The organism is Lederbergia citrea (genome assembly GCF_018343525.1).
Lineage (GTDB): Bacteria > Bacillota > Bacilli > Bacillales > Bacillaceae_C > Lederbergia > Lederbergia citrea.
Window position 1 is genome coordinate 94815 of sequence record NZ_JAGYPH010000004.1, and the last position, 22489, is coordinate 117303.

Sequence of the window (22489 nt, forward strand, 5' to 3'; positions counted from 1 at the left end):
TAAAATCCACCATAAATTTACAGAATGGGTTTTAAGCAACGGGAATTTAAATATGAATTGGTAAATAAATTTCTACTTCTTCCTCACCATTTTCCATTGGATGATAGGTCTCAACAATATGAGATTCCAAATCCCTTTTATACCCCTGATTATCTGCCCATTTTAATAATTGGTTATGTAGGTAATCGATATTAATTATTTTCCCCCTAGTCGTGACATAGGCTTGAGCAGTTTCGATATAATCCATCCCAACTGGAACTTCTTTTAGAGTATCATTAACAATTAATCCTACATAATAGTTACCATCCAGATGATTAGCATCCCTTTTAGGCTCGAAAAGAGCTATTTCAGTACCCGAATGATTTCCAACTTCATCTAAACGAGTTAGAAATTGCTGGGCTAGTTTTGGAACTTCGGTACCAAAATTAGCAAAAGCTCCACCTCCTTTTATGCCTACAACTCTAAAGATTTTTTTAACCTTTTTACAATCCACCATTATCCCCCCAAAGACTTTTATAACCACTCATATTCCAATTCTCTTCAAACTGATTAAATTCCTTTTTATGCAATCTGTTTTCACTTAATTAATCTGACCCGTTAGATTAAGTACAATCCTTCATAATGTCTTCTAAACTTTAACAAGCTTGTTCACGTAATCTTATAGGACTTACGTTCACTTTTAAACTATTTAAAGGAAGTAAACTTTTTGAATGCGCGAACAAACAAGCTAATGTAAAAAAGCGCAAAGTTCTTAAAGAGCTTGAGGCAGTTCAATCTGTTTCCGAGAAAAAAAAGAAAAGAAATCAGAAAGAAGACAGGAGCAGCAAGGGTTTGGACAGAAAAAGACCCCGAAATCGGAAATGTTTATTTTCACAAAATCGGGGTCAGAATGAGAGATGTTTATTTTAGGCAACGGGTCTATATATTACGCAAACTGACTCAACATGCACAGAGTCCATGTGGCAACACATGGGGTGCTAGTGTGTTATTCCTTCCGCAATGTTTATTTGTTTTGAATAAAAAAGTATCTTTTTCGTCTTTTTTATTAAATTTGCGCTTCGTAACTGGTTTCGGGACTACTAAACAGTCATTTTCCAACTTGATAAAGTCAGCCAGTTTTCCTTTTCCTTATAATCAGGCATTAATTTTCCAACAAGGCGCCAGAAGGATCGGTCGTGATTCAGATGAACCATATGACACATTTCATGAACTACTACATAGTCAATGACCTCAGGTGGCGCCATCGCTAGTCGCCAATTAAATGTTAACTGCAGCTTCGAATCACAGGTTCCCCAAGTCCTTTTGCTATCCGAGATACGAATAGAACGTGGTTTTGTTTTGAAGTTGCTTTGATAGTATGAAATGCTTTTTTCTACCAATGCCTTACACTGCTGGTAATAATATCGTTTCAAAGCTTGTTTTATTTTTTCAGTGTCAGGCTGCTTTACATATATATGGAGCTTCCCACCTTCAAACACTACATGTTCTTGCGTTATATTTATATCTTGGAAGATCTCAATGGGATAATTGTTTCCTAAATAAAGAAAACTCTCACCATACTCATAGACCTTTTTCTGCGGTCCCAACAGCCTATCCTTCATTTCTTTTAATTTTTGCTGTATAAGATCCCATTTTTCTTCTACTAACTGATGCACTCTTTCATCAGGTGTCCCTTTCGGAGCCTGAACTTCAACACTTCCAAAACTATCTATTGTTATCCCTATAGACGTACGATTTTTGTACTTGATATCAAAACGTAATGTCTCACCTAAGTGATTATGTATCATGTTATCTCCCGTATTAAGGTTTATCCCCTGTATTTGATCGCTAATCCTTTTAAGAAATTCCTGGCATATTTATCTCCGCACTCTTTATAATTCTTATGCCCTTCTTTTCTTAATAAAGCGCCCAGCTCCCCTTTTGTAACCGTGATTCCTGCATTTTCGAATATATCCAGCATATCCTCAGTTGTTAATGCTAATGCAATTTTCACTTTCTTTAACAGGAGATTATTAACATTTCCAATTTTCTTTATAGATGGTTCTGGCGTATCAGGCTGCCCTAGTTCCGGCTCTTGTTTTCCTCTTTTATAAATAATAAAACCATTTAAAAATGAATTAAACATACTGTTATCACATTTTATTTGCTCGTCACTTTCCGCATCATACGCGTCTGATTTTGTGAGAATCTTTATTACTTCTGGTACTGTTACATCCACTCCCCCAAGTTTAAAGATCTCTGCCATTTCCTTATTTTTAATTTCCAGCGCATATCTTAATCGTATTAATATATCGTTATTATCCACAATAGACCTCCATAAAACAAAATACTGTCAATCCTCTGTCCCAACAAAGATACTGACCAATTGATTAATCTAATACTACCTCATCGCAAATCAGATATCAAAAAAGTAAATAGGCAACTCCCAGTATAGATACTTCCTCTTCCAAATCTACATTCATTTTTTCCGCTAACTAGTTGGACATCGGATGGAAACGAATTATTTGGGCTCATAGGCAAGTTACCAAAACCAGCTTCGGGTAATAAGTTATCTGTATAAGCCAAAGGAGTGAGAAAATGGGTAGACGAATAAAACATACTTCACGTGACGTGGAGGAGTTAGCGAGGCTCATGCTGGCGGAAGCGACCGGCGAAGGAGTTCAAGGGATGAACATGGTGGGAACAGTTGTGGCCAATCGAGTCGAAGCTGACTGTGCTCCTGACTTCAAAGGGTTGCGTAATATCAGACATGCGATCTATCAAACCATACCCGGAACTAATATTCCTCATTTCGAGCCTGTCTTAAATGGAGCACTATATACACAACGTCCCACAGAAGCTGACCTCCAGAGGGCTAGGAATTTGTTACATGGACATAGAGAACCTCGTTCAAGAATGAGTTTGTGGTTTTTTAATCCCAGTCCCGGGAAAAGATACCGAGCTCCTTGTACCGAAACGATGCCAAGATCCCCAATGACGAAGTTTGACTTTGTGCACAAGAACCATTGCTTCTATGTTGGAGTACCGGGCTATTGCCCTGAGTTTTATAGATAAATTAAAAAGGAGTTGATCTTCTCATGACTTATGGAAACTCTAGTTATAATCTAATGAATCATTATCCAGCTTCCATGATGCGAGTTAGTCGCCCACAACAACCTGGCGGCTTCCCAGCGAATATGCCATCTGGACCTTCATATAGTGTCCCAGTGGTTCCTATCGGGACTGGGCAGAAATTTGCGGGAGGCGCGGTGGAAGAATCATTTATCGAAAATATCATACGCTTCAACAAAGGTAAGTTAGGTACTTTCTACTTTACTTATCAAGGTAACAGCAAATGGAATGCAATGGTTTACCACGGACGGATAGAAACGGCTGGTCGTGATCACCTTATCATCAGCGATCCTTCCTCCGGTAAACGCTATCTGTTGATGATGGCAAATCTCGACTGGGTAGAATTCGGAGAACGAATTAACTATCCTCAATCGGCAATTAGTCCGGATATCAAGGCGTCCCTAACAACAACGGAGTGAGTTCGTTGAACGCTTAAACCCGCTTACTTCTTTTTGGAAAATGAGCGGGTTTTTAGTTATGACCACATATAGAATGCAATTTCGGCAATAAATTGAAGCGAGCGTTTCGCCTCTTACGTTGCTGCAGGAAATCACTCGGTGATGTATATATCTAGAAACAAGATGTGCCTACTGGCGTCGATTTCTAGTACATTAAAATAAAGATTATACTTTAACTCTAATTGTCCCTTTCACCACTCACCCCCACCAAATGATTGATTTGGAAGGGGAATGCGTGGCTAAAGTTTTGTTCAAATCGTAACATCCTAGTTAGTTTAATCCCTCGCAACAATCACTCAACAAATATAGAAATCAATAAACTGATTGTAAATAATAGATACGCAATCTGAATTATTATGTACATGACAAATTCAAAAGTTGATAGTTTTCTTTGTTTCTTAGTTTTTACCAAATGCCGAAAATAAAAAGCAGAACTAATAACCAGTACTCCTATAGAAATTGCATGCAAAATTTCTGCGAAGATTATCAAGCGAATCAACTCCTTCAATATAAACTCAATTTAGCAATAGATGTAAAGAAGTGTTTTCCTACTGATGTGACCAGTTTTATAACCTGTTTTTTCAGTTAAAAAGCGTCTCAACCAAATTATCGAAACGCACCCGTTAGCACAAAAAGGGCTGCTCTTAAATTAAGTGCACACCCATTCATATATACATTTTTCCTTTTCTCCTCGCTGATACATTTCGTTTTCTTTGGGGACATCAACGATTTCTAAAAGATTAGCTCCGACATACTCACATGTTTTTCTTGAAGCGATGTTATCTGGATTACAAGTAATGAACAGTTTCTCCATTTCATGAGCATGTGCTACTTTCCTCAAAAGCCATACAGCTTTTGCAGCATAGTGATTACCTCTATATTGCTCATTAACTGAATATCCAATATGACCACCATAATATAAGTTTTCGTTGTATCCAATTCGAATATCTATTTTTCCGATAGGTTTGGATAAACCACTTAAAGAAATATTGAAATGATAAGCTGGAACCCAGTTCTTATCCTTGTTTCCTGGTACTGTTTTCATCAGATGCAAATCAATTTCTTCTCCTTTAATAACATCAAAGTCTAAAAAAATAAATTTCATTATTTTCCCCCCTGTATTAAGTATTTTATTTCTTAATTCTTTAAGAATTAAATATTATCCTTCTTTAGCAAGAAACACTTCAGAAAATGATGGGTGATAAAGCGAAGTATGGTGTAGGAATTGATTACGGTTATGGCATAATGCAGTTTAAAACAGTTCCACTACTCACGCCAAAATTATTTAATGTTTGGGGACATGCAGGTGGCACAGGAGCCTATATGTTTGTACTTTTAATGACTTTTCTTATGAAAAAAACGAGAAAAAGATTCGACTTTTTCCCGTTTTTCACTCCTACTATGTCCCCTTAAAATAAAATCACTACAAAAAAACTTTGTTGCCTGTAAGGGTTATTATATTTTTAAGATTTAACAGCTTCATAAACGATTTGTTGTTTGCTATTTGTTGGTTGTTTACCTTCTATAAAATTAGCTGAGATAACGATTTCTGAAAAACCAATTTTCTCCAAAACCAATTTGAACTCCTCAACACCGTACCAACGCAATGCAAAACGTTGTAATTCGGTCTGGATAAGTTTACCTTTACGCCATTTTTCATATTTTAAATATGAAACCTTGTATTGGTTAAGAAAATCAACCTCCACAAGTTTACCTTCCATAGTGATAATATCACCATTTGAAAGGTTAAAAGTGGAAGTTCCTTCAAAACCTCCAACTTGAAGACTATCGTCTGGTAAGAAAAGGTCAAGTATTAATTTTCCACCAGTTTCAAGATGCTCATAAAGTTTCTTTAATACTTGGATTGAATCCTCGCGATTTTCAATTAATAAGAGAGAACCAGCGGGAATTATAATAGCTTCATATTTGTAAGGTAATGATAGTTCCCTTAAATCTGACTGATATAAGTTTGGATTTAATTCACGTTCTTTACAGCGTTGACGACAAGAAGCTAACATTTCAGCAGAATAGTCAACTCCGTCCACATTAAGACCAGCTTCTAAAAGAGGAATGATTACACGTCCGGAACCAACCATTGCTTCCAGAATGCGTCCCTTACATTTTTTAAGCTTTTCTTGATAAAACTCTATATCTCCACCAAATGATTGTCCTATTTTTTTCGTTAAATCATAAACCTCCGTGCAAAGCTCTCCGTAATAACTAAAAGACATAAATGTTTACCCTCCGTGTTTTGTTTTTCCTGAAGGGCAATAATACTAGATTAAGCCTTCAGTACCTCAATTTTATTTGAATTTACTTTTGAGCTGACTATCACAAAAATCACTCACTTTCTAATTTATTGTAATAACATTAACACAAGGTGAAAATTTGGACAATTGTTAAAACTGAAATTTTCAATAAACTAATCCTTTGTTAATTAAGCTGCACCGTTCGTGGAACAAGAAAAAGGGGCCGCAATCATCTTTCTTTAAAGAATTAATTGTTGATCCTTTTGAAAACGCTATATTTAATAATCTAGAAAACTATATTATAATTATTGAGATGATTATAATAATTTAAAGGGGAAGGAGAGTTATCCATGACACAAGATATAAGTCATAATTATTATAAAGAATTAATTGATTTACAAGATGTAGAAGGGGTCGAAGCTCAAATTCGAAGTTTACTTGAGGTTCCGATTGAATCCCTTTCTGACCTAGAAAAGTGGTTAAAAGATGAAAAGGATTTAATGATTAAAATCACGGAAGCGATGACAGGTCACCAAGTGGACTTCTACCGTAACACAGAGGATGCTGACATCAAGGCGACTTATCTTCACGATCAGCAAGTCATTCAACCACTTTTAATGAAATATAAAGCTAAACTGAATGAGAAATGCTGTAAGTCTCCTTATTTAAATCAATTAGATGAAAACCGCTACGGCTTAATGCGACGAGTTCGCGAGTCTGAAATTAAACTGTTCAGAGAAGAAAACATTCCATTAATGGTAAGAGAACAAGAGCTCAATACGAAGTATAGTGAAATTATGGGAGGCTTAACAGTTGAATGGGAGGGAGAGGAAAAGCCTTTTCCATTTATCCAATCCCAACTTGATCATCTAGACAGATCAGTAAGAGAAAAAGCTTATACCAAGATGGGTTCTGCCTTTCGTCAAATTAAGCCCGATATGGATGCTATCATGGACGAACTCGTTCAACTACGCCATCAAATCGCTGTAAATGCAGGCTTTGAAAATTATCGTGATTATATATTTGTTGCTAAAAACCGTGAGTATAGTGTCCAAGATTGTTATGACTTTCATGAAAATGTAGAAAAACATATTATTCCAGCTTGGAATCGACTCGCAGATGTTTTTAAGTCCAAGCTTGGTGTCGATACATATCGCCCTTGGGATAACACGGCTAAATTGATGAAAAACCCACCATACTCTGAGGTGTCTGCTCTTATGGATGGAGTTTCTGAGATTTTAGGGAAGACCGACCCATATTTTGCAGACCGTTTCGATTATATGAGAGAGAATGGGTTACTAGATCTTGGGGATCGGAAAGGAAAAAGCCCAGGTGGTTTCTGTACCTCCTTACCTGTTTCAGGGGATACCTTTGTCTTTGCGAATTTTAGCCCATCCTTTTTCTCTCTGATCGCATTAATTCATGAAATGGGCCATGCAGTGAATGGGTACCTCGAGTTTTCAGAACACGGTCCTACTGAAGACTACCAGCACAGAATGGAAATTGCTGAACTGTATTCTCATGGGATGGAATTGCTCTTATTGGATAAGCTGGATCGTTTTTATCCAGAAGAAGCGGATTTTAAGAGCGCACAGCGTGAAGAGCTGAGACGGGCATTTACAATGTTATACGGCCCATTATCAGGGGATCTTTTCCAGCATTGGATGTATACAAATCCTAAACACACTGCCAAAGAGCGTGATGAAAAATACTTTGAAATCTCAAAACGCTATGGCTTAAACCCTGTCGATACTTCTGGGCTGGAGCAAGAAATTGGGATGAGTTGGGTAGGAACCCTTCATTATTTCGAAGTTCCTTTCTATAATATTGAATACTCCATCTCGATGCTTGGTGCTCTACAATTACTTGAGAATTATCGGAACAACCCAGAGCAAGCTGTTGAATCCTTTAAAAAAGGTGCAAGTGCAGACTATAATCAATCCATCGCAGCTGTTTATAAAGAAACTGGGGTCAGTTTTGATTTTTCAGAGCCAGCCGTTAAGCGAATGGGTGAATTCCTAGAAAAAGTCATTCAAGACATTCATTGACGAAGTGGGAGCACGGGGACGATTCTTAGCTTAGTTTTCCGCTCAAAAAGGTACAACTAGAGAAATTTTCTAGTTGTACCTTTTGCTTTACAGTCAAAAAATTTGTCCACAATATTTTCGATTGCCCGAGAAGAATGAAGTTGCTGCCTTGAGCCTAGCATGACTCTTGACCCCATAATAACCCCACCTTTCAATAATTTCTTCAATTATCGCAGCTAATTAGAAATTTACATTCCTAATAAAATATTCTGTAATAATCAAAGGAATTCCTGTATTTCGGGCTATTCTTCCAGTAACCTCCCCGTTGAATAAAGAATGCAGCTTTTCATCTAAAGTATTGCACCCTATTATTCAACCCAAGACAATTAGTTAGTTTATCATTTTTATAATTAAACCATATCAAAAATAATGACAATCTTACGCCTTAAGAAAATTAACATTAGGTATAGATTATCCCTTTAAGTGAAATGTTTTCTAACTCGATCCTTTAACCATTTCGCTGTCAATGTCTCTGCATTTAACATTTTTTCTGGTGTACCTACTAATATAATTTGCCCGCCTTGTTTTCCTCCTCCTGGACCTAGTTCTATTACCCAATCGCTCGCAGCTATAAAGTTTAGATTGTGTTCAATTATTATGACAGAATTACCTCTGTTTACGAGATTTTGAAATACGTCTAAGAGTTTTTCATTATCTTCTGTGTGCAGTCCTAAGGATGGCTCGTCTAATAGATAGATTTGTCCTTCTTTTTGCAAGTGGCTTGCGAGTTTTAAACGTTGGATTTCTCCTCCGCTAAGAGAACTTGTCGTCTGTCCTAAGGTGAGATACCCTAATCCTACGTCTTTTAGAGTATGCACTCTTTTTATGATCTTTGGCATTTTAAAATATTTGATAGCCTCGTCTATTGTTAAATCTAAAATCTCTATTACATTTTTTTCTTGATATTGATATGACAGTACTTCGTCTGAGTATCTCGTACCGCCACATGCTTCACAAGGGATTGTCACCGGATCTGCAAATGCTACGTCTGGCGTTAGGACTCCTTTTCCTTTGCAGATAGGACATGCTCCCGCAGAGTTAAAGCTGAACAAACCTGCAGGTTGTCCTGTTTCTTTTGAAAATATTGCGCGAATATCGTCCATAATTCCCATATATGTAGCTAGGGTCGAACGGTTGGAAATTCCTATGCCGCCTTGGCCTACCATTATAGTTTCTGGATACAATTCGGTGAACACTTCCAACATTAAGGAGCTTTTACCTGAACCTGATACCCCACATATAGAGACTAAGACATTTTTTGGAATATTTACGCTTATATTTTTTAAGTTATTGTTACTTACTCTATTTATTGTAAAATAACTTTTTATAGCCCTTGGATTTTTATTTATTTTTAGCTTGTGGTTTAGGGCTGTTGCGGTGGGTGAGTTATCTAGTCCTTCTAATTTCCCTTGATAGACAACTTCTCCTCCATTTACCCCTGCTCCTGGTCCCATTTCTATTATTTCATCCGCTACTTTTATTACTGATAGATTATGTTCGATTACGATAACAGTATTATGTTGGTCTTTTAGCCTTCTTAGCATCTGTATTAACATATCAACTTCTTCTGGATGGAGTCCTGCACTCGGTTCGTCGAAAATGTATGTAATATTGTTTAGACTGCTCCCTAAATGACGAGCGATTTTTACCCTTTGAGCTTCTCCACCAGACAGGGTGCCTATTTTTCTAGATAGACTCAAATATCCTAGTCCCATGTCAACTAGTTGTTTTACATGTAGAATTGCTTGTTGTGCTATAGATTCTCCCATAGGCTCTTTTATGTTATTTAGTTCTTCAAGTATTTCTGGGAGCTCTAATCCATCATATTCCACGATATTTAAGCCATTTATTCTACATTCTAATACCTTTGGATTTAGGCCTGAACCTTGGCAGGTTGGGCATAAGAATTCAGTTGATACTGCTAAGACGTCATCTTGGGATACTTCTTTTAGCTTTGAGATATCTCTATTTATATAGAGTCGCGTAAATCTGGGCAATAACCCATCCCACTCATGATTTTGTGGTCCGTGTTTTGTGTGAAACGGCGCATAGACTCTTTCACCTTCTCGGGGACCATATAATAGCAGGTAGAGTTTTTCTTCTGAGTAGTCCTTTATGGGTTTATCTGGATCGAATAAACCACCGGTCATCATCCATCTGCCTTGCCAACCCGAAGGCGATAATGGCTTAAATTTCACCGCATAATCTCGAAGTGACTTTTCGTAATCGATCATCTTATTTAGATCGGGCGTAACTACCTCCCCGAATCCACCACATTCTGGACATCTGCCAAAGGAATTTTGAATCAAAAAATCGGTGGCAGAACCTATGGATGGCTTTCCTATTCTTGAGAACAAAAGTCTAATCAATGGATTTATATCCATATAGGTGCCCACTGTTGAGCGGGGATTGCCCCCTATAGGTCTTTGTTCCACTACAACAACAGGGCTTAAGTTTTGCATAAGATCGGCTTGGGGTCTTTCGTACCTTGGCATTTGATTTCTGACATAGAGAGGATAGTTCAAAGTCATTTGTCTTCTACTTTCTGTTGCTAATGTATCAAAAACAACTGAGCTTTTTCCCGAGCCTGAAAGACCAGTAAATACGATGATTTTTTCTTTTGGTATGTTTAAGTCTACATTTTTTAAATTATTTTCTTTAAGCCCCCTTAAAATAATTTCATCTTTTATTTCTGACATTTTGTCATCCTTTCTGATTTTAACTAATATGCTTCTTTCAGTTCGCTACAAGTCTAGCCACCCTTGATAGGAGGAATACCTTTCAAGTTTGTTATTGAAGCTTTTTTCAGTGTTTATCATAAATAATAATTGAGGAATTCAGCAAAAAGTCTAAAAAACATTAGCCAAAAAACACTTTTACACTACCTTCCTTTTGTGCTGTTGCTAAACAGTTTTTTATAAAATCCAGGATTTGTTTTTGATCCCTTGGTAAGGACTCACAACTTGAATGAGAAGAAGCATCATTATTGTATAATTGATTGAAGGTATCTAAAGCGTTTCCAATTTGTTGTTTAGAAAAAGTGGTGCTGTCTCCTGAGCCGCTGACTCCAGCAAAATAATCATATGCATCAAGCAGACGGTAAAGTATGGTAGAATTATAATTTCCCTTGCTAAAACGTGCATAGGCAACTTCTTCTCCGGCTCTATTGTAGCCCAAAATATCGTGACCCATTAATTTTCCCCCTTCAAATTTAAATAATATACATAGCCTCAGAAAGCTAAAAAATGATAATAAAATAGTTTGATTGCCACTCCTTTCAGGTTTGTATTTTTACAATTTTTGTTGAAATAGTCTAGAAAAAAAGGGTGTAAATGTGGAATATCGTGAAGTTCAATTTAGAGGTTGTTCAAAAACTGTGGTGTCATTAAACCATCAGTTGTTTTCATTCTTCTTGGATTTTATTTGTACAAGGTATTTTTTAAAATGTGAAAGAGCTAGAGGCATGCTAGATTGTCTATTTAATATTTTCATAATATGGCAAACTTGTCAAAAAGTAATTGATAGCCATTCGGTGTTTATATCGCATGAAAAGAAGCTTTTTCTTCCATTAAAGGGTGATTTTAATTCACAGGGGAAACTTAAAAATTCTGATTTTAGAATTCCACACTATATTCCGATTACCTATAATAAATTAAAAAAGAGCACATTTTTTGATTTGACCCCAAAAGGATAGTCACAGCAAAATTTTGGGTTCATTCCGTTTTGTGCTCTTTTTTTCGATTGCTATAAATCAGATTAATCGATAAGTTAGGCTAATTATTAGCTTTTTTTACTCACTGGTGAATCCAATTTATTTTAATATGAGTAGCGAACAGCACTCCACATGGCTTGTCTGCGGAAACATATCCACAGGCTGAATATACTTCACTTCATACATATGGCTAATCGTCTGCAAATCCTTCGCCAACGTAGACGGATTGCAAGAAACATAAATAAATTTCTTAGGTTTTATTTTTAGCAATGTTTGTAAAAACTTTTGATCGCACCCTGTACGAGGTGGGTCAACAATGATTACATCAGGTTGCCAGCCCTGTTTATGCCATGCTGGCAGGATGTCTTCCGCTTTTCCTGTTACGTATGTGGCGTTTTTGATTCCGTGTTTGCGGGCATTTTTCTTTGCATCTTCGATAGATTCTGGGATGATGTCCATTCCTCGGATTTCGGCCGCTCCCTCAGCTACCCATAGGCCGATTGTGCCGGAACCGCAGTAGGCGTCTACTATTTTTTCTTTTCCAGTCAATGCAGCGGCTTTTTTTACTTCGTCATATAATTTCACTGTTTGCTCGGGATTTAACTGAAAAAAAGCTCGGGCTGACAATTCGTATGTGAATTCATTCATTTTCTCATCAATGAATTCCTTGCCAGTAATGTTGAATGACTTCTCGCCAAAAATGAGTGATGTTTGTTTCGGGTTCACATTTTGCATGACAGAAACGACTTCAGGTAGACGTTTTTGGATTTCAGCTGCAATCATTTCTTTGCGCGGTAGCTTTGTTCCAGCGGTGACGATGACTACTTGGACTTGTCCCGTTTTGATGCCTACTCGCGTTACGATCGTTTTTACGATACCCTTTTTTGTTTTTTCATTATAAATCGGAACCTTAAAGTCCTGGAAAATCCGCTTTATTGCATTATTCACTTTATTCGTAGCTGGATGCTGTACAATGCATTCAGGAACGTCAATTAGGCGGTGGGAATCCATACTATATAGACCAGCGATTACTTTTCCGTTCATTTCTCGTAGCTGGAATTGGCTTTTGTTTCTGTATTTCCAGGGGTCGTCCATTCCGATTGTTTCCCGGATGTCCATTTCCGAAATATGAAAGCGGGTGTGCCGTTCCAAAGCCTGGATCAGGATGTCGCGTTTTTCCTTCAGCTGCTGGTCATAGCGCAAATGTTGAAGCTGGCAGCCACCACATTGTTCGTAAACAGGACACGGGGCCTTTACTCGGTACGGAGATCGTTTGCGAACTTTTTTTACAATGGCTTCTGTAAATTTCGGTTGAACTTTTACAGCTTCAACAACTACTTCTTCTCCTGGCAATGCTCCTGGCACGAAGACGACCTTTCTTTTAAAATAGCCTACTCCCTCACCATTAATTCCAAGTCGCTTTATTGTAAGGGGAAAATTTTGTTTAAGTTTGATTAAGGGTTCATTTTCCTGTTTCATATGATCACTCATTTTCTTTTCGAATAAATTAACAGCTTTGCACCCAATTAGAAATGTCTCGAGCAACTTCATTTGGATTATTGAAAGTTGTGTCAATGATTGGCGCAGGCGGCACAAAAGCAGTATTTGCATTTTCTACAAGCCAATGGGCAAATTTTTTATGATCTGCTATAAATTCATCGGATCCACAATTTCTCCAAGCAGGCCGCGCACGTAAACGAGCCTCCCTCGTTTGATCATCACAATGTAGAATAGCATAATGTACCTGGCTAAAAAAACCGAAATGATCACATTTTGCAACATCCTCAGGCATCATTGTCCCACAGAGAATCGTTTTTCGGTTATTTTGAGCAATACTATGAGCGATTCGCAGCCAATTGTTTCTTTGTGTTTGCCAATCATTATCCTCTATTATATCGGTTTCAAAAATGTCGTAATCAGGTAAGTACTTTCTTAACTCAGTAACAACGGTAGTTTTACCAACACCACTAGCGCCAGTTACGATAAAAAGTGGAAAAATATTCATTGCCGATTCATGATTACAATTTAGACAAGTTGCGGTGTTCTTTTCTTTATTTACTGTTGGAACAATGTATTCTCCACATGATGTACATACTATCGCCATTCACACTCACCCTTTAGCAGTCGTTATGATCATTCGCTTATTCCGCCCGAATTTTTAAGGCATTATTCATTTTTTCAAATCCTTGTTGTGTATCGTCAAACAGACCCTTCTGAAACAGGTTTGTCAAAGACACGATGATTCCTTGGAAATCCTCATATTGAATAAATTTGACGTTGCCATTTGACATAGGTTCGATGACTAAATGATGATTTCCATCAAATAATCTAGGGATATTTGCCACTCTGCCAATCCAATTAATTTCCTTGCCTTGTCTAACCTGAAGTAATGTAGGATTAAATGGATCTAATGTAAGACTACCATTATGCAATTTCATATTCAGCTGTTCTCCGACCTTCAGTTCTCCATGTGCTTCTGTCATAAATGGATTCCACTCTTTATAAGATTCCAAATCCGAAATGATAGCCCAAACCTGTTCCTCAGAAGCATTAATTTCAATTTCAGTATAAATCCTTTTACTCCCAAAACTAAGACAAATTAGTATAACAATAAATGCAATACAAATTGAAGAGATTATTTTCTTTTTTCGGCTCATCTGTTTCATTTTGTTCATCCCTTTCGATTTTAATATAAAATCGTCTGCAAAATCTAAAACTTTAGTAATATAGCAACTTTTTTCTACAAAATTGAAAATGAAGATGAGCGAGATATTATTTTAGCTTTTTTATTTTAGTCGTTTTTCTATTCAATGCTTCTCCATAAATAAAGCGAGGCATAGCTCAAATAAGGATGCCATTCCGCACTATATTGCAACATCTCTTCTGACGTAGGCTTTCGATCAAGACCGTATAATTTTTTGATGGCGTTTTGAATGCCGATATCCGCAATAGGGAAGAGATTGGATCTACCAAGTCCAAACATGAGAAAGCTTTGAGCGGTCCAAGGACCAATTCCGCGAATTTTAACTAGTTTTTTTATGACATCTTCATCAGGCAGATGCATCAATTCTTCCAGATTGAATTCACCATTGTAAATTTGTTTTGATAAATCAATAATGTACTCCGCTTTGCGCTGGCTAAATTTAAGTTGTCTTAATTGGTCGGGATGTAAGCCTGCGACAGTACCAGGCGATGGATAAAAAGGTACTCCATCCATGTTAAAGCCAAAAGTTTTTACAAATTGCTCCGTTAGTGTAATGGCGAATTTCATATTCACTTGTTGGTGAATGATGGATTTTATTAATGTAGTGTATGGTGAGAAGTCTAGTATGATCGGAGTGCCACGATGACTGGTGAAAATTTCTTTTAAAGATGTTAAGGTAAAATGCTCGTGAATGTCACCAAGTGACGTATTCCATTGTAAAATAAAATGAATTTTATTAAGGACATTTACTTTTGTTGAGGGATTATCTCCGGTTACGAGAAATAAAGGATCCTCAGTTGTCCCGATTGCTTGAACTAATGCCACTTCTGGCTCGTGATCATAAATAGGGACTCTTACCGTTCTTTCTTTCTGATCCACAATATTGAGTGGGTCCATGGCAAGTCTACTTAATGCCAAGTCAAAATTATAAGGACCCACAACTTCAACCTTCTCCTGCCACACAACCATCGCCCCTAATACTAATTTACCTCATTATACCATTGATATGGGCATCTGCTAAAAAAATAAATTCGGGGAGTGACAGGCACGCCCCGATTTTTGTCGATTAGTATTCAGTGTGCGATTGCTGGGTTTTTGATTTTTTCTTTGATGATATAGTCGTCGAGGCTTTTGAATGTGTAGCCGCGTTTTTTTAGGTCTTTGATGACTTTTTCTAAGGCTTCGGCATTATCACTGGAGACAGTGTGAAGCAGCATGATTGATCCAGGGTGGACTTGTGCCATGATATTATCGTACGCATATTTCCAGCCTTTTTGCTGATTGGTTTGCCAATCTCTGAATGCGAGTGACCAGAGTACATGAATATATCCTTCATCCCGGGCAACTTTTAATGTACGTTCACTTAAGATGCCTCTCGGTGGTCGTAAGTATTGCATATTTTTTTGCCCTGTTAGTTTCTTCGTCTCTTCTTTCACCTTTGCCAGTTCCATTTTGATTTTCTCATCACTTATTTGAGTCATATCAGGATGGGTCCATGAGTGATTTCCGATAATATGACCTTCATTAACCATCCGTTTAGAGAGATCAGGTGCACTTTTCAAATAGTGTCCGGTGACAAAAAAAGTTGCAGGCACTTTTTCCTTCTTTAAAACGTCGAGAATTTTGCCCGTATACCCATTTTCATATCCATTATCGAACGTTAAATATAATACCTTCTCATCTGCACTTCCTTTGTAGAAAGCACCGTATTTGTCGAGAAGAGCATCGTATTTTTCCCCAGCATCAGCCTGTTTTTCATTTTTTCCTTTCGTGAACCCCCAATGAACGGGTTGATTAGAGAAAGCGTGGACATCTATTGCATTGAAAAAAACAAGGAAAAGAATTGGTACAATGATTTGCCATTTGCGCATTGGCCTATCCGCCTTTCATTCTTTTCCTTTAGATTTTTCCATTACGATCATTTCATGTGTGACAGAATATCCCAAACAGTCTCTGTGGTGAAAGAACCCGAACTAGTTACTTCCTTGGAATCCAAAGGAAAGATGATTACGAATCGGCATCCACGCTCCAATCGGATGGGAAGTAACGTTTTTTACGACGATTCTCCGCTTTGTCCCTTTTATGACAATATACACCTCACCATATGTGACCTTCCCTTTTTCGTGGATTGCCGGTGCATATGCATGTAAATAACCAAGCCGTTTTGGTGGTACGTTGTATATATGATGATGCTTCGACCCCGCACCGATGACTGATTCAAATGAGAGTGGGAGCTTCGTTTTTTCAATTGCTTTTAATAGCAACATTTTTTGAACATCTTCAGCTTGTGGAACTTTATCCGTAAGTCCGCCTTTTACTGTCTTTTGCATTTCTTGCACATAATTAATTTGATAATTAGCGATTCCGCCGCGATTATCATAAACATTGCTGTTTACCTTTTGATACTGCCAATTAGGCTCGGTTAGATCTGATTCATAATTTAACGGCCACTCCCCTAAATAAATTGTCGCTCTTACACCGATTGATAATGGTGATTTATTTATGGCTGACTCGTTTAACATTTTGATTAGATTCGGGTTATCAATTCTTACTTTTGAAGTTTCAAGCAATTCTTTTGTAAACTCACTTGGCTGTAAAGATGGCAAATTTACATTTGAATGAGGGAACGTATTTTCTTTTTCAATATTCACAACCGATGAAGGTAGTGTTATTTTTTTTGTGTTTACCGCTTGTCCTTGCTTTTCTGCAAGAGCAGTAGAACTGGCTCCGAGTGCAAGAGCAAGTATTATACATACATTTAGAACGATACGATGCCGATTCATAAAGGCAAACTCCTTTCATCTATAACGGTGAAAACCGTCTTTTGCCTTTATGTTTTTCAGATTTACGACCGTTTATCCCCATTAAAGCAAATAAAAACCGATTCCCATAATAAAATATGCCGCAAGCAGCGTGGCACCTTCAAACCAGTTTGATTCACCATCATTTACAATCACGATCGTCAAGAAAACGGATGTAACCATTGCTATGATTTCCGGCAGGGAAAAGACAAGAGGCATGGAAACTGGAAAAAGCAATGAGACAATCACAAGTATCGGAGCAACAAACATCGCAATTTGAAGCGTAGACCCAATAGCAATTTCCACGGCAACATCCATTTTATCTTTGTAAGCCATTAAGATTGCTGACGCATGTTCCGCAGCATTTCCTACAATAGCTACTATAATAACTCCGATAAAAAGCTCACTCCAACCGAATTTCTCTCCGACTGCCTGAAATGTATGGACGAGCCGTTCCGATGTATAAGCGACGGCTAACGTTGCCAGTGCCAAAATAATAATGGCTTTACCTTTACTCCATTCAGGTACTTCCTCTTTAATATTTTCCTCAGATTCTTTCGTTTGGTATACTCCTCGATGAGTGACAAGCTTAAAAAAGAGAGCGGCCAAATAGAGAATAATCATGATAACCGAAATTCCCACGCTTAAGCTAATTGTTTTTGTGTCATTCATACTTTGTGTAAATATTTCCGGTATCACAAATGCCACGATGATCGAGAAGGTGAGAAGACCCACATTGTGCCTAGCATCGAAAACATTAAACCGTTGACGTTTAAATTTTATGCCGCCGATAAAAAATGACAGACCTCCAACAAGCAGCAAATTTCCAATTACTGAGCCCGTTAAAGAAGCAAGAACCACGCCGATTAACCCAGCTTTTAACGCAAAAATAGAAATAATTAGTTCTACGGCATTACCAAAAGTTGCGTTCAACAATCCGCCAATCCGAGGGCCAGCAACAATCGTGAGGCTTTCCGTGGCTCTGCCCATGATACTTGCAATGGCAATAATTGTTAGGCAATATACTCCGAACATGAGTACACTGGGAAAATGCAGTAACGAGCCAATCACAGATAATGGAAAGCCAATGGCAATCAGAATTAAAAATATTTTATTCATCATCCTTTACAATGCCTCCAATTCCATTTTCAACGTTCATCATTAATAATCTCGAATGATTCCTCTACCGTAATGGCTCCGCTAATCGATTGAACCATCGAGCAGTTTTTCTTAGTCAATTTCATTGCTTTTTCAATGCGTGCTTCCTCAAGCCCGCTTCCCTTTATTTTAAAATGGATATTCACCTTTTCAATCCGATTGGCCTTCTCCTCATTTCTTTCTGCTTCTGCACTGATATGGATATCATCCACATCCATCCTCATTTTCTCTAATATATTGCGTAATACTCCTCCGCTGCATACAGCCAATGAAGAAACAAGCAATTGATAAGGCCTAATTCCGTATTTTTCATCACCTGAAATATCGAGTCTTCCGTAATCAAACTCTGCATAAAATCCGCCATCTTTCATGTTAAATTCCATTTCTACCTACTCCCTTATGTATAAATTTGATTGATTATATCAACTTTTCCCTGTAAAAGTATTTTTAATCGCTTGATTCATCTTGATATTAAGCAACATACCCCTTACCCTTGAAAGAGAGAAAAATGAGATTGGGAGAATTATTGATGAATAAACAACAGAAATATCAATTCTGGATTTTAATCGGAATTGTTGCTATTTCGGGGTTTTCTCAGGGGATGCTACTTCCGCTGATCGCTGTTATTTTTGAAAAAGCTGGCCTGCCTTCTTCCTTGAATGGATTAAATGCGATTGCATTATATATCGGTATTTTACTTGCATCACCATTGATGGAAGCTCCACTCCGGAAATTGGGTTATAAGCCCATGATTTTAATAGGTGGCTTGATTGTTGCCATTTCCTTATTTCTGTTTCCACTTTGGCAATCTTTCTGGTTTTGGTTCGCACTGCGTTTCTTTATAGGCATTGGCGATCATATGCTCCATTTTGCGTCGCAAACGTGGATAACTTCCTTTTCTCAATCCGAGAATAGAGGAAAGAACATTGCATTATATGGATTGTTTTTTGGACTAGGATTCGCGGCAGGGCCATTTATGACTAGACTAGTTGAAGTAAATGCTGCATGGCCCTTTCAAATTTCATCTGCCATTGCATTGGTCGGCTGGCTGACTGTATTTTATGTAAAAAACGAGCATCCTGAACAAGACCTTGAAACAACTTCAATTCTTGGCACCTTTCAACGGTTTGGACAAGTTTTCAAATATGCATGGGTCGCATTCCTCCCCCCATTTGCCTATGGCTTTCTAGAAGCATCATTAAACGGGAATTTTCCCGTTTATGCTTTGCGTTTAGGAATAACAATTGATGCTGTATCTATTATTTTGCCAGCCTTTGCGATTGGCGGCATTGTATTTCAGCTTCCTCTAGGAATGCTTAGCGATCACTACGGGAGACATAAAGTCTTATCCTGGACAATGCTTGTCGGATTTGCTTCATTTGCCGTTGCAGGAATGATTGAACACTCTACCTCGGGACTGTTTATTTGTTTCTTCATAGCCGGCATGGCGGTGGGTTCCTCCTTTTCACTTGGAATTAGTTATATGGCTGACTTGCTGCCAAAAAACTTGCTTCCAGCAGGTAATATCATGTGTGGAATTTTATTCAGTGCGGGCAGTATGGCCGGCCCGCTTTTAGGTGGTATAAATTTACAATTAACGAATGGTACAAGTTTCTTCTACATGATATCTGGGATACTCCTAGCCATATTCTTTGCATTATTCCTTTTTAGTTTTAAAGAAAAGCAGCATAGAACTGGACATTGAATGCTAAAAATCCCGGACGTCAAATCCGGGATTTTTGCTATGACTTATTAGATCTTACATTCCCCTTTATTCTCACCAATTAGAGAATTGATTTCTCCGCCAACAATGATGATGATCGCTGAAATATAAAACCATAACATTAAGATGATGATTCCTCCAATATTACCGTAGGTCGAGGAGTAATTGCCGAAATAAGAAACATAAAATGAAAATCCAAGTGAGACAATCACCCATCCGATACTTGCAAAAATGGCTCCTGGTATAGCGGTTGTACATTTAATTTTTAGACTTGGAGATAAATAATAGATTGCCAGAAAAACTAAAAATAAGATAATCGGACTGAGTACCCAACGAAGGATTCCCCAAATTTTCATAAACTCATGAGATAGCCCTAAGTTGGAGAAAATAAACAATCCAATCTGCTTCCCAAATACAGGCAGCAGTAATGCCACTAAGAACACAAATATCATCGCGATGGTCATCAAAATGGCCAATCCTCTCGCTAATAGAAAAGGACGCCTCTCCGTTACATCGTACGCCCTGTTTAATGACCTCATTAAAGCATTCATACCATTGGACGCCGACCATATTGTACCGATAATCCCGATTGACAATAGGCCTCCACTGCGATTACTCATAATTTCATTAATCGTTTTTTGAATCATTGTAAACGTCTCAGTTGGCGCAAAATCTTTGATTAAATGAAAAATATCTTCCTGTGAGAGTGGTGTGTACGGAAGCAGCGTGATCATAAATATTAGAAGTGGAAATAAAGAAAGTAGGAAAAAATAGGCTAACTGTGCTGCCATTCCAGTTACATCATTATCCATTATTTTAGCAATTAATGGCTTTACAAAATTCATAAACTTATTTTTACTCTTGCGAAACTTTAATCTTCCTTTGCCCATTTTTGCCACCTCATATCTCTATAAATAGCCGGTTTGTTTGCTATATGTTTTACCTTTCTATCACAAGGTAAAACATTATTTATACTTTCTTTAATAATATAGCTTGACATACGGGAATTTATTTCGGAATATTTAAAGTATATGCAAGATTAAAAAAGGAGGGAAAGTATGAAGGATCCAACTATTTCAGAAAAGATTTTAAAAGTATTGGAAACAATCAGTGGGCATGTATGGGGAGTCCCCCTGCTCATCTTGATTGTAGGAACTGGAATCTATCTCACGATCAGAATCGGTTTCTTGCAATTACGGCTCCTCCCTTATTCATTGAAACTTGCTTTTAGTTTTAAACAGGACAAGAATTCCGACGGAGATATTTCTCATTTTCAGGCGTTAATGACAGCGCTTGCAGCAACGGTTGGAACAGGTAATATCGTTGGTGTTGCCACCGCTGTTCTATTAGGTGGACCTGGTGCGGTTCTTTGGATGTGGCTTTCGGCGCTCTTTGGAATGGCAACGAAATATGCAGAGGCCATATTAGCAGTAAAGTACAGGGTTGTTGATGAAAAAGGCGAAATGTCAGGCGGGCCGATGTACTATTTGGAGCGTGGATTAAAGCAAAAATGGCTCGGAGTTATGTTTGCTGTTTTCGGCGCCATTGCTGCATTTGGAATCGGTAATCTTGTTCAATCCAATGCTGTTTCTAGTGTTGTAAAATCAACTTTTAATATTCAAGAATGGGTTACTGGTTTGATTTTAGTTATTTTTGCTGGTCTTGCGATTGTTGGTGGTATCAAAAGTATCGGCAGGGTAACCGCATTTTTTGTACCTTTTATGTCAGTGTTTTATGTGATTGGTGGACTTATTATTTTAGTGATGAATGTTGATTTAATTCCTGCTGCTGTTGGCGTCATCTTTTCCGATGCCTTTACTGGAAAAGCTGTTGCAGGTGGGGCAGTTGGTGCTGTTATCCGCTACGGGGTTGCTCGTGGTGTATTTTCTAACGAAGCAGGTCTTGGTTCTGCTCCAATTGCTGCTGCAGCAGCCAAAACAGATATGCCGGGTCGCCAGGCATTAGTATCAATGACACAAGTATTTATAGATACACTTGTCATTTGTTCTATTACCGGCATTACAATCGTCATGGCAGGCATTTATTCTGACGGAACGACAAAAGCTGGAGAATTGACATCTGCATCTTTTGCCCATTTCCTTGGCAACACCGGCTCAATTATCGTTGCACTTGGCCTCCTCTTCTTCGCTTCTTCAACAATTATTGGGTGGTCATATTATGGAGAAAAGTGTTTCTCTTATTTATTCAATGCAAAAGTCGTCATATATTATCGACTCCTTTTCGTTATCGCAGTTTTCGTTGGAGCTGTTATTAAGTTGGAAATTGTTTGGGCATTCGCTGATATCATGAACGGCTTAATGGCCATTCCTAACTTAATCGGCTTGCTCGGACTCTCCGGGGTAGTCGTCCTCGAAACACGAAAAGTATTAAAAGCTATTCAGGAAGAAAAAAAACAATTGAAAAAAATCGCATAAGCTTTTAACCTTTCCTGGTAACACGGGAAAGGTTTTTTCAATTGACAAACT

Annotated in this window: 22 protein-coding genes; 6 read left to right on the top strand and 16 right to left on the bottom strand. The window is 37.8% G+C overall.

Translation table 11 applies throughout. The features are described 5' to 3' along the window. Window positions 1-46 precede the first annotated feature (46 nt). The 3 genes from KHA88_RS17645 to KHA88_RS17655 all read right to left on the bottom strand — a co-directional run bounded on the left by KHA88_RS17645 (window position 47) and on the right by KHA88_RS17655 (window position 2305). Entirely contained in the window at window positions 47-493 is a 447-nt protein-coding gene (locus KHA88_RS17645) for a GyrI-like domain-containing protein (RefSeq protein ID WP_213099736.1), read from the bottom strand. Window positions 494-1079: 586 nt separating this feature from the next. Further along, entirely contained in the window at window positions 1080-1787 is a 708-nt protein-coding gene (locus tag KHA88_RS17650) for a M48 family metallopeptidase (protein ID WP_213099735.1), read from the bottom strand. 20 nt (window positions 1788-1807) lie between these two features. Further along, window positions 1808-2305: a YehS family protein gene (locus KHA88_RS17655; RefSeq protein ID WP_213099734.1), complete on the bottom strand. Its 498-nt coding sequence runs from the start codon at window positions 2303-2305 to the stop codon at window positions 1808-1810. A gap of 326 nt (window positions 2306-2631) precedes the next feature. On the opposite strand from KHA88_RS17655, the gene KHA88_RS17660 reads away from it, so the two are divergent. Further along, window positions 2632-3054 (top strand): cell wall hydrolase, encoded by a 423-nt coding sequence (locus tag KHA88_RS17660; RefSeq protein WP_283247458.1) that lies wholly within the window; start codon window positions 2632-2634, stop codon window positions 3052-3054. A 77-nt stretch (window positions 3055-3131) separates the two neighbouring features. Next, window positions 3132-3530: a spore coat protein GerQ gene (gene gerQ, locus KHA88_RS17665; protein ID WP_430413677.1), complete on the top strand. Its 399-nt coding sequence runs from the start codon at window positions 3132-3134 to the stop codon at window positions 3528-3530. Window positions 3531-4218: 688 nt separating this feature from the next. Here gerQ and KHA88_RS17670 read toward each other — a convergent pair. Continuing rightward, window positions 4219-4674: a GNAT family N-acetyltransferase gene (locus KHA88_RS17670; protein WP_213099731.1), complete on the bottom strand. Its 456-nt coding sequence runs from the start codon at window positions 4672-4674 to the stop codon at window positions 4219-4221. 89 nt (window positions 4675-4763) lie between these two features. On the opposite strand from KHA88_RS17670, the gene KHA88_RS17675 reads away from it, so the two are divergent. Continuing rightward, complete coding sequence (locus KHA88_RS17675) at window positions 4764-4982, top strand: hypothetical protein (RefSeq protein WP_213122616.1); 219 nt, start codon at window positions 4764-4766, stop codon at window positions 4980-4982. A gap of 50 nt (window positions 4983-5032) precedes the next feature. Here the strand turns inward: KHA88_RS17675 and KHA88_RS17680 are convergent, their stop codons facing one another. Further along, window positions 5033-5800: a class I SAM-dependent methyltransferase gene (locus KHA88_RS17680; RefSeq protein WP_213099729.1), complete on the bottom strand. Its 768-nt coding sequence runs from the start codon at window positions 5798-5800 to the stop codon at window positions 5033-5035. A 368-nt stretch (window positions 5801-6168) separates the two neighbouring features. On the opposite strand from KHA88_RS17680, the gene KHA88_RS17685 reads away from it, so the two are divergent. Next, on the top strand, window positions 6169-7866 hold the full coding sequence (locus KHA88_RS17685; RefSeq protein WP_213099728.1) for a M3 family oligoendopeptidase: 1698 nt from the start codon (window positions 6169-6171) through the stop codon (window positions 7864-7866). 458 nt (window positions 7867-8324) lie between these two features. On the opposite strand, the gene KHA88_RS17690 is transcribed toward KHA88_RS17685, so the two are convergent. The 10 genes from KHA88_RS17690 to KHA88_RS17735 all read right to left on the bottom strand — a co-directional run bounded on the left by KHA88_RS17690 (window position 8325) and on the right by KHA88_RS17735 (window position 18663). Next, the gene (locus KHA88_RS17690; protein ID WP_213122617.1) at window positions 8325-10604 is read right to left on the bottom strand and encodes an ATP-binding cassette domain-containing protein; all 2280 of its coding nucleotides are present in this window, start codon (window positions 10602-10604) and stop codon (window positions 8325-8327) included. Between the two features lie 160 nt (window positions 10605-10764). After that, window positions 10765-11097: a hypothetical protein gene (locus KHA88_RS17695; protein WP_213099725.1), complete on the bottom strand. Its 333-nt coding sequence runs from the start codon at window positions 11095-11097 to the stop codon at window positions 10765-10767. Window positions 11098-11716: 619 nt separating this feature from the next. Beyond that, the gene (rlmD, locus tag KHA88_RS17700) at window positions 11717-13108 is read right to left on the bottom strand and encodes a 23S rRNA (uracil(1939)-C(5))-methyltransferase RlmD (RefSeq protein WP_249313312.1); all 1392 of its coding nucleotides are present in this window, start codon (window positions 13106-13108) and stop codon (window positions 11717-11719) included. A gap of 16 nt (window positions 13109-13124) precedes the next feature. Continuing rightward, window positions 13125-13721 (bottom strand): AAA family ATPase, encoded by a 597-nt coding sequence (locus tag KHA88_RS17705; RefSeq protein WP_249308748.1) that lies wholly within the window; start codon window positions 13719-13721, stop codon window positions 13125-13127. Window positions 13722-13758: 37 nt separating this feature from the next. Beyond that, on the bottom strand, window positions 13759-14292 hold the full coding sequence (locus KHA88_RS17710; protein ID WP_213099723.1) for an SRPBCC domain-containing protein: 534 nt from the start codon (window positions 14290-14292) through the stop codon (window positions 13759-13761). Window positions 14293-14420: 128 nt separating this feature from the next. After that, on the bottom strand, window positions 14421-15284 hold the full coding sequence (locus tag KHA88_RS17715; RefSeq protein ID WP_213099722.1) for a DNA-3-methyladenine glycosylase family protein: 864 nt from the start codon (window positions 15282-15284) through the stop codon (window positions 14421-14423). 110 nt (window positions 15285-15394) lie between these two features. Continuing rightward, window positions 15395-16192 carry a delta-lactam-biosynthetic de-N-acetylase gene (pdaA, locus tag KHA88_RS17720; RefSeq protein ID WP_213099721.1) on the bottom strand — a complete coding sequence of 266 codons (798 nt, stop codon included), beginning with the start codon at window positions 16190-16192 and terminating at the stop codon, window positions 15395-15397. Between the two features lie 102 nt (window positions 16193-16294). After that, on the bottom strand, window positions 16295-17104 hold the full coding sequence (locus tag KHA88_RS17725; protein ID WP_213099720.1) for a YfkD famly protein: 810 nt from the start codon (window positions 17102-17104) through the stop codon (window positions 16295-16297). Window positions 17105-17185: 81 nt separating this feature from the next. Then, a complete protein-coding gene (gene cax, locus KHA88_RS17730; RefSeq protein ID WP_249306216.1) occupies window positions 17186-18244 on the bottom strand; it encodes a calcium/proton exchanger in 1059 nt (352 codons plus the stop codon). A gap of 26 nt (window positions 18245-18270) precedes the next feature. Continuing rightward, window positions 18271-18663, bottom strand: a complete 393-nt coding sequence (locus KHA88_RS17735) for an OsmC family protein (RefSeq protein ID WP_213099719.1) — start codon at window positions 18661-18663, stop codon at window positions 18271-18273. Window positions 18664-18809: 146 nt separating this feature from the next. Here KHA88_RS17735 and KHA88_RS17740 point away from each other — a divergent pair, with 146 nt between their 5' ends. After that, entirely contained in the window at window positions 18810-19985 is a 1176-nt protein-coding gene (locus KHA88_RS17740; protein WP_213099718.1) for an MFS transporter, read from the top strand. Between the two features lie 47 nt (window positions 19986-20032). On the opposite strand, the gene KHA88_RS17745 is transcribed toward KHA88_RS17740, so the two are convergent. Then, window positions 20033-20893 carry a YihY/virulence factor BrkB family protein gene (locus KHA88_RS17745; protein ID WP_213099717.1) on the bottom strand — a complete coding sequence of 287 codons (861 nt, stop codon included), beginning with the start codon at window positions 20891-20893 and terminating at the stop codon, window positions 20033-20035. Between the two features lie 168 nt (window positions 20894-21061). Between KHA88_RS17745 and KHA88_RS17750 the strand changes: the two genes are divergently transcribed. After that, window positions 21062-22438 (top strand): alanine/glycine:cation symporter family protein, encoded by a 1377-nt coding sequence (locus KHA88_RS17750; RefSeq protein WP_213099716.1) that lies wholly within the window; start codon window positions 21062-21064, stop codon window positions 22436-22438. Window positions 22439-22489 lie beyond the last annotated feature (51 nt).

Excerpts from the sequence above, each read along its gene's own strand:
- KHA88_RS17710 (WP_213099723.1), bottom strand. The coding sequence starts at position 14,292 with ATGAACAAAATGAAACAGATGAGCCGAAAAAAGAAAATAATCTCTTCA.
- KHA88_RS17685 (WP_213099728.1), top strand. The coding sequence starts at position 6,169 with ATGACACAAGATATAAGTCATAATTATTATAAAGAATTAATTGATTTA.
- KHA88_RS17680 (WP_213099729.1), bottom strand. The coding sequence starts at position 5,800 with ATGTCTTTTAGTTATTACGGAGAGCTTTGCACGGAGGTTTATGATTTA.
- KHA88_RS17750 (WP_213099716.1), top strand. The coding sequence starts at position 21,062 with ATGAAGGATCCAACTATTTCAGAAAAGATTTTAAAAGTATTGGAAACA.
- KHA88_RS17695 (WP_213099725.1), bottom strand. The coding sequence starts at position 11,097 with ATGGGTCACGATATTTTGGGCTACAATAGAGCCGGAGAAGAAGTTGCC.
- KHA88_RS17660 (WP_283247458.1), top strand. The coding sequence starts at position 2,632 with ATGCTGGCGGAAGCGACCGGCGAAGGAGTTCAAGGGATGAACATGGTG.
- KHA88_RS17735 (WP_213099719.1), bottom strand. The coding sequence starts at position 18,663 with ATGGAATTTAACATGAAAGATGGCGGATTTTATGCAGAGTTTGATTAC.
- rlmD (WP_249313312.1), bottom strand. The coding sequence starts at position 13,108 with ATGAGTGATCATATGAAACAGGAAAATGAACCCTTAATCAAACTTAAA.
- pdaA (WP_213099721.1), bottom strand. The coding sequence starts at position 16,192 with ATGCGCAAATGGCAAATCATTGTACCAATTCTTTTCCTTGTTTTTTTC.
- KHA88_RS17745 (WP_213099717.1), bottom strand. The coding sequence starts at position 20,893 with ATGGGCAAAGGAAGATTAAAGTTTCGCAAGAGTAAAAATAAGTTTATG.
- KHA88_RS17675 (WP_213122616.1), top strand. The coding sequence starts at position 4,764 with ATGGGTGATAAAGCGAAGTATGGTGTAGGAATTGATTACGGTTATGGC.
- cax (WP_249306216.1), bottom strand. The coding sequence starts at position 18,244 with ATGATGAATAAAATATTTTTAATTCTGATTGCCATTGGCTTTCCATTA.
- KHA88_RS17725 (WP_213099720.1), bottom strand. The coding sequence starts at position 17,104 with ATGAATCGGCATCGTATCGTTCTAAATGTATGTATAATACTTGCTCTT.
- KHA88_RS17740 (WP_213099718.1), top strand. The coding sequence starts at position 18,810 with ATGAATAAACAACAGAAATATCAATTCTGGATTTTAATCGGAATTGTT.
- KHA88_RS17690 (WP_213122617.1), bottom strand. The coding sequence starts at position 10,604 with ATGTCAGAAATAAAAGATGAAATTATTTTAAGGGGGCTTAAAGAAAAT.
- gerQ (WP_430413677.1), top strand. The coding sequence starts at position 3,132 with ATGCGAGTTAGTCGCCCACAACAACCTGGCGGCTTCCCAGCGAATATG.
- KHA88_RS17650 (WP_213099735.1), bottom strand. The coding sequence starts at position 1,787 with ATGATACATAATCACTTAGGTGAGACATTACGTTTTGATATCAAGTAC.
- KHA88_RS17670 (WP_213099731.1), bottom strand. The coding sequence starts at position 4,674 with ATGAAATTTATTTTTTTAGACTTTGATGTTATTAAAGGAGAAGAAATT.
- KHA88_RS17705 (WP_249308748.1), bottom strand. The coding sequence starts at position 13,721 with ATGGCGATAGTATGTACATCATGTGGAGAATACATTGTTCCAACAGTA.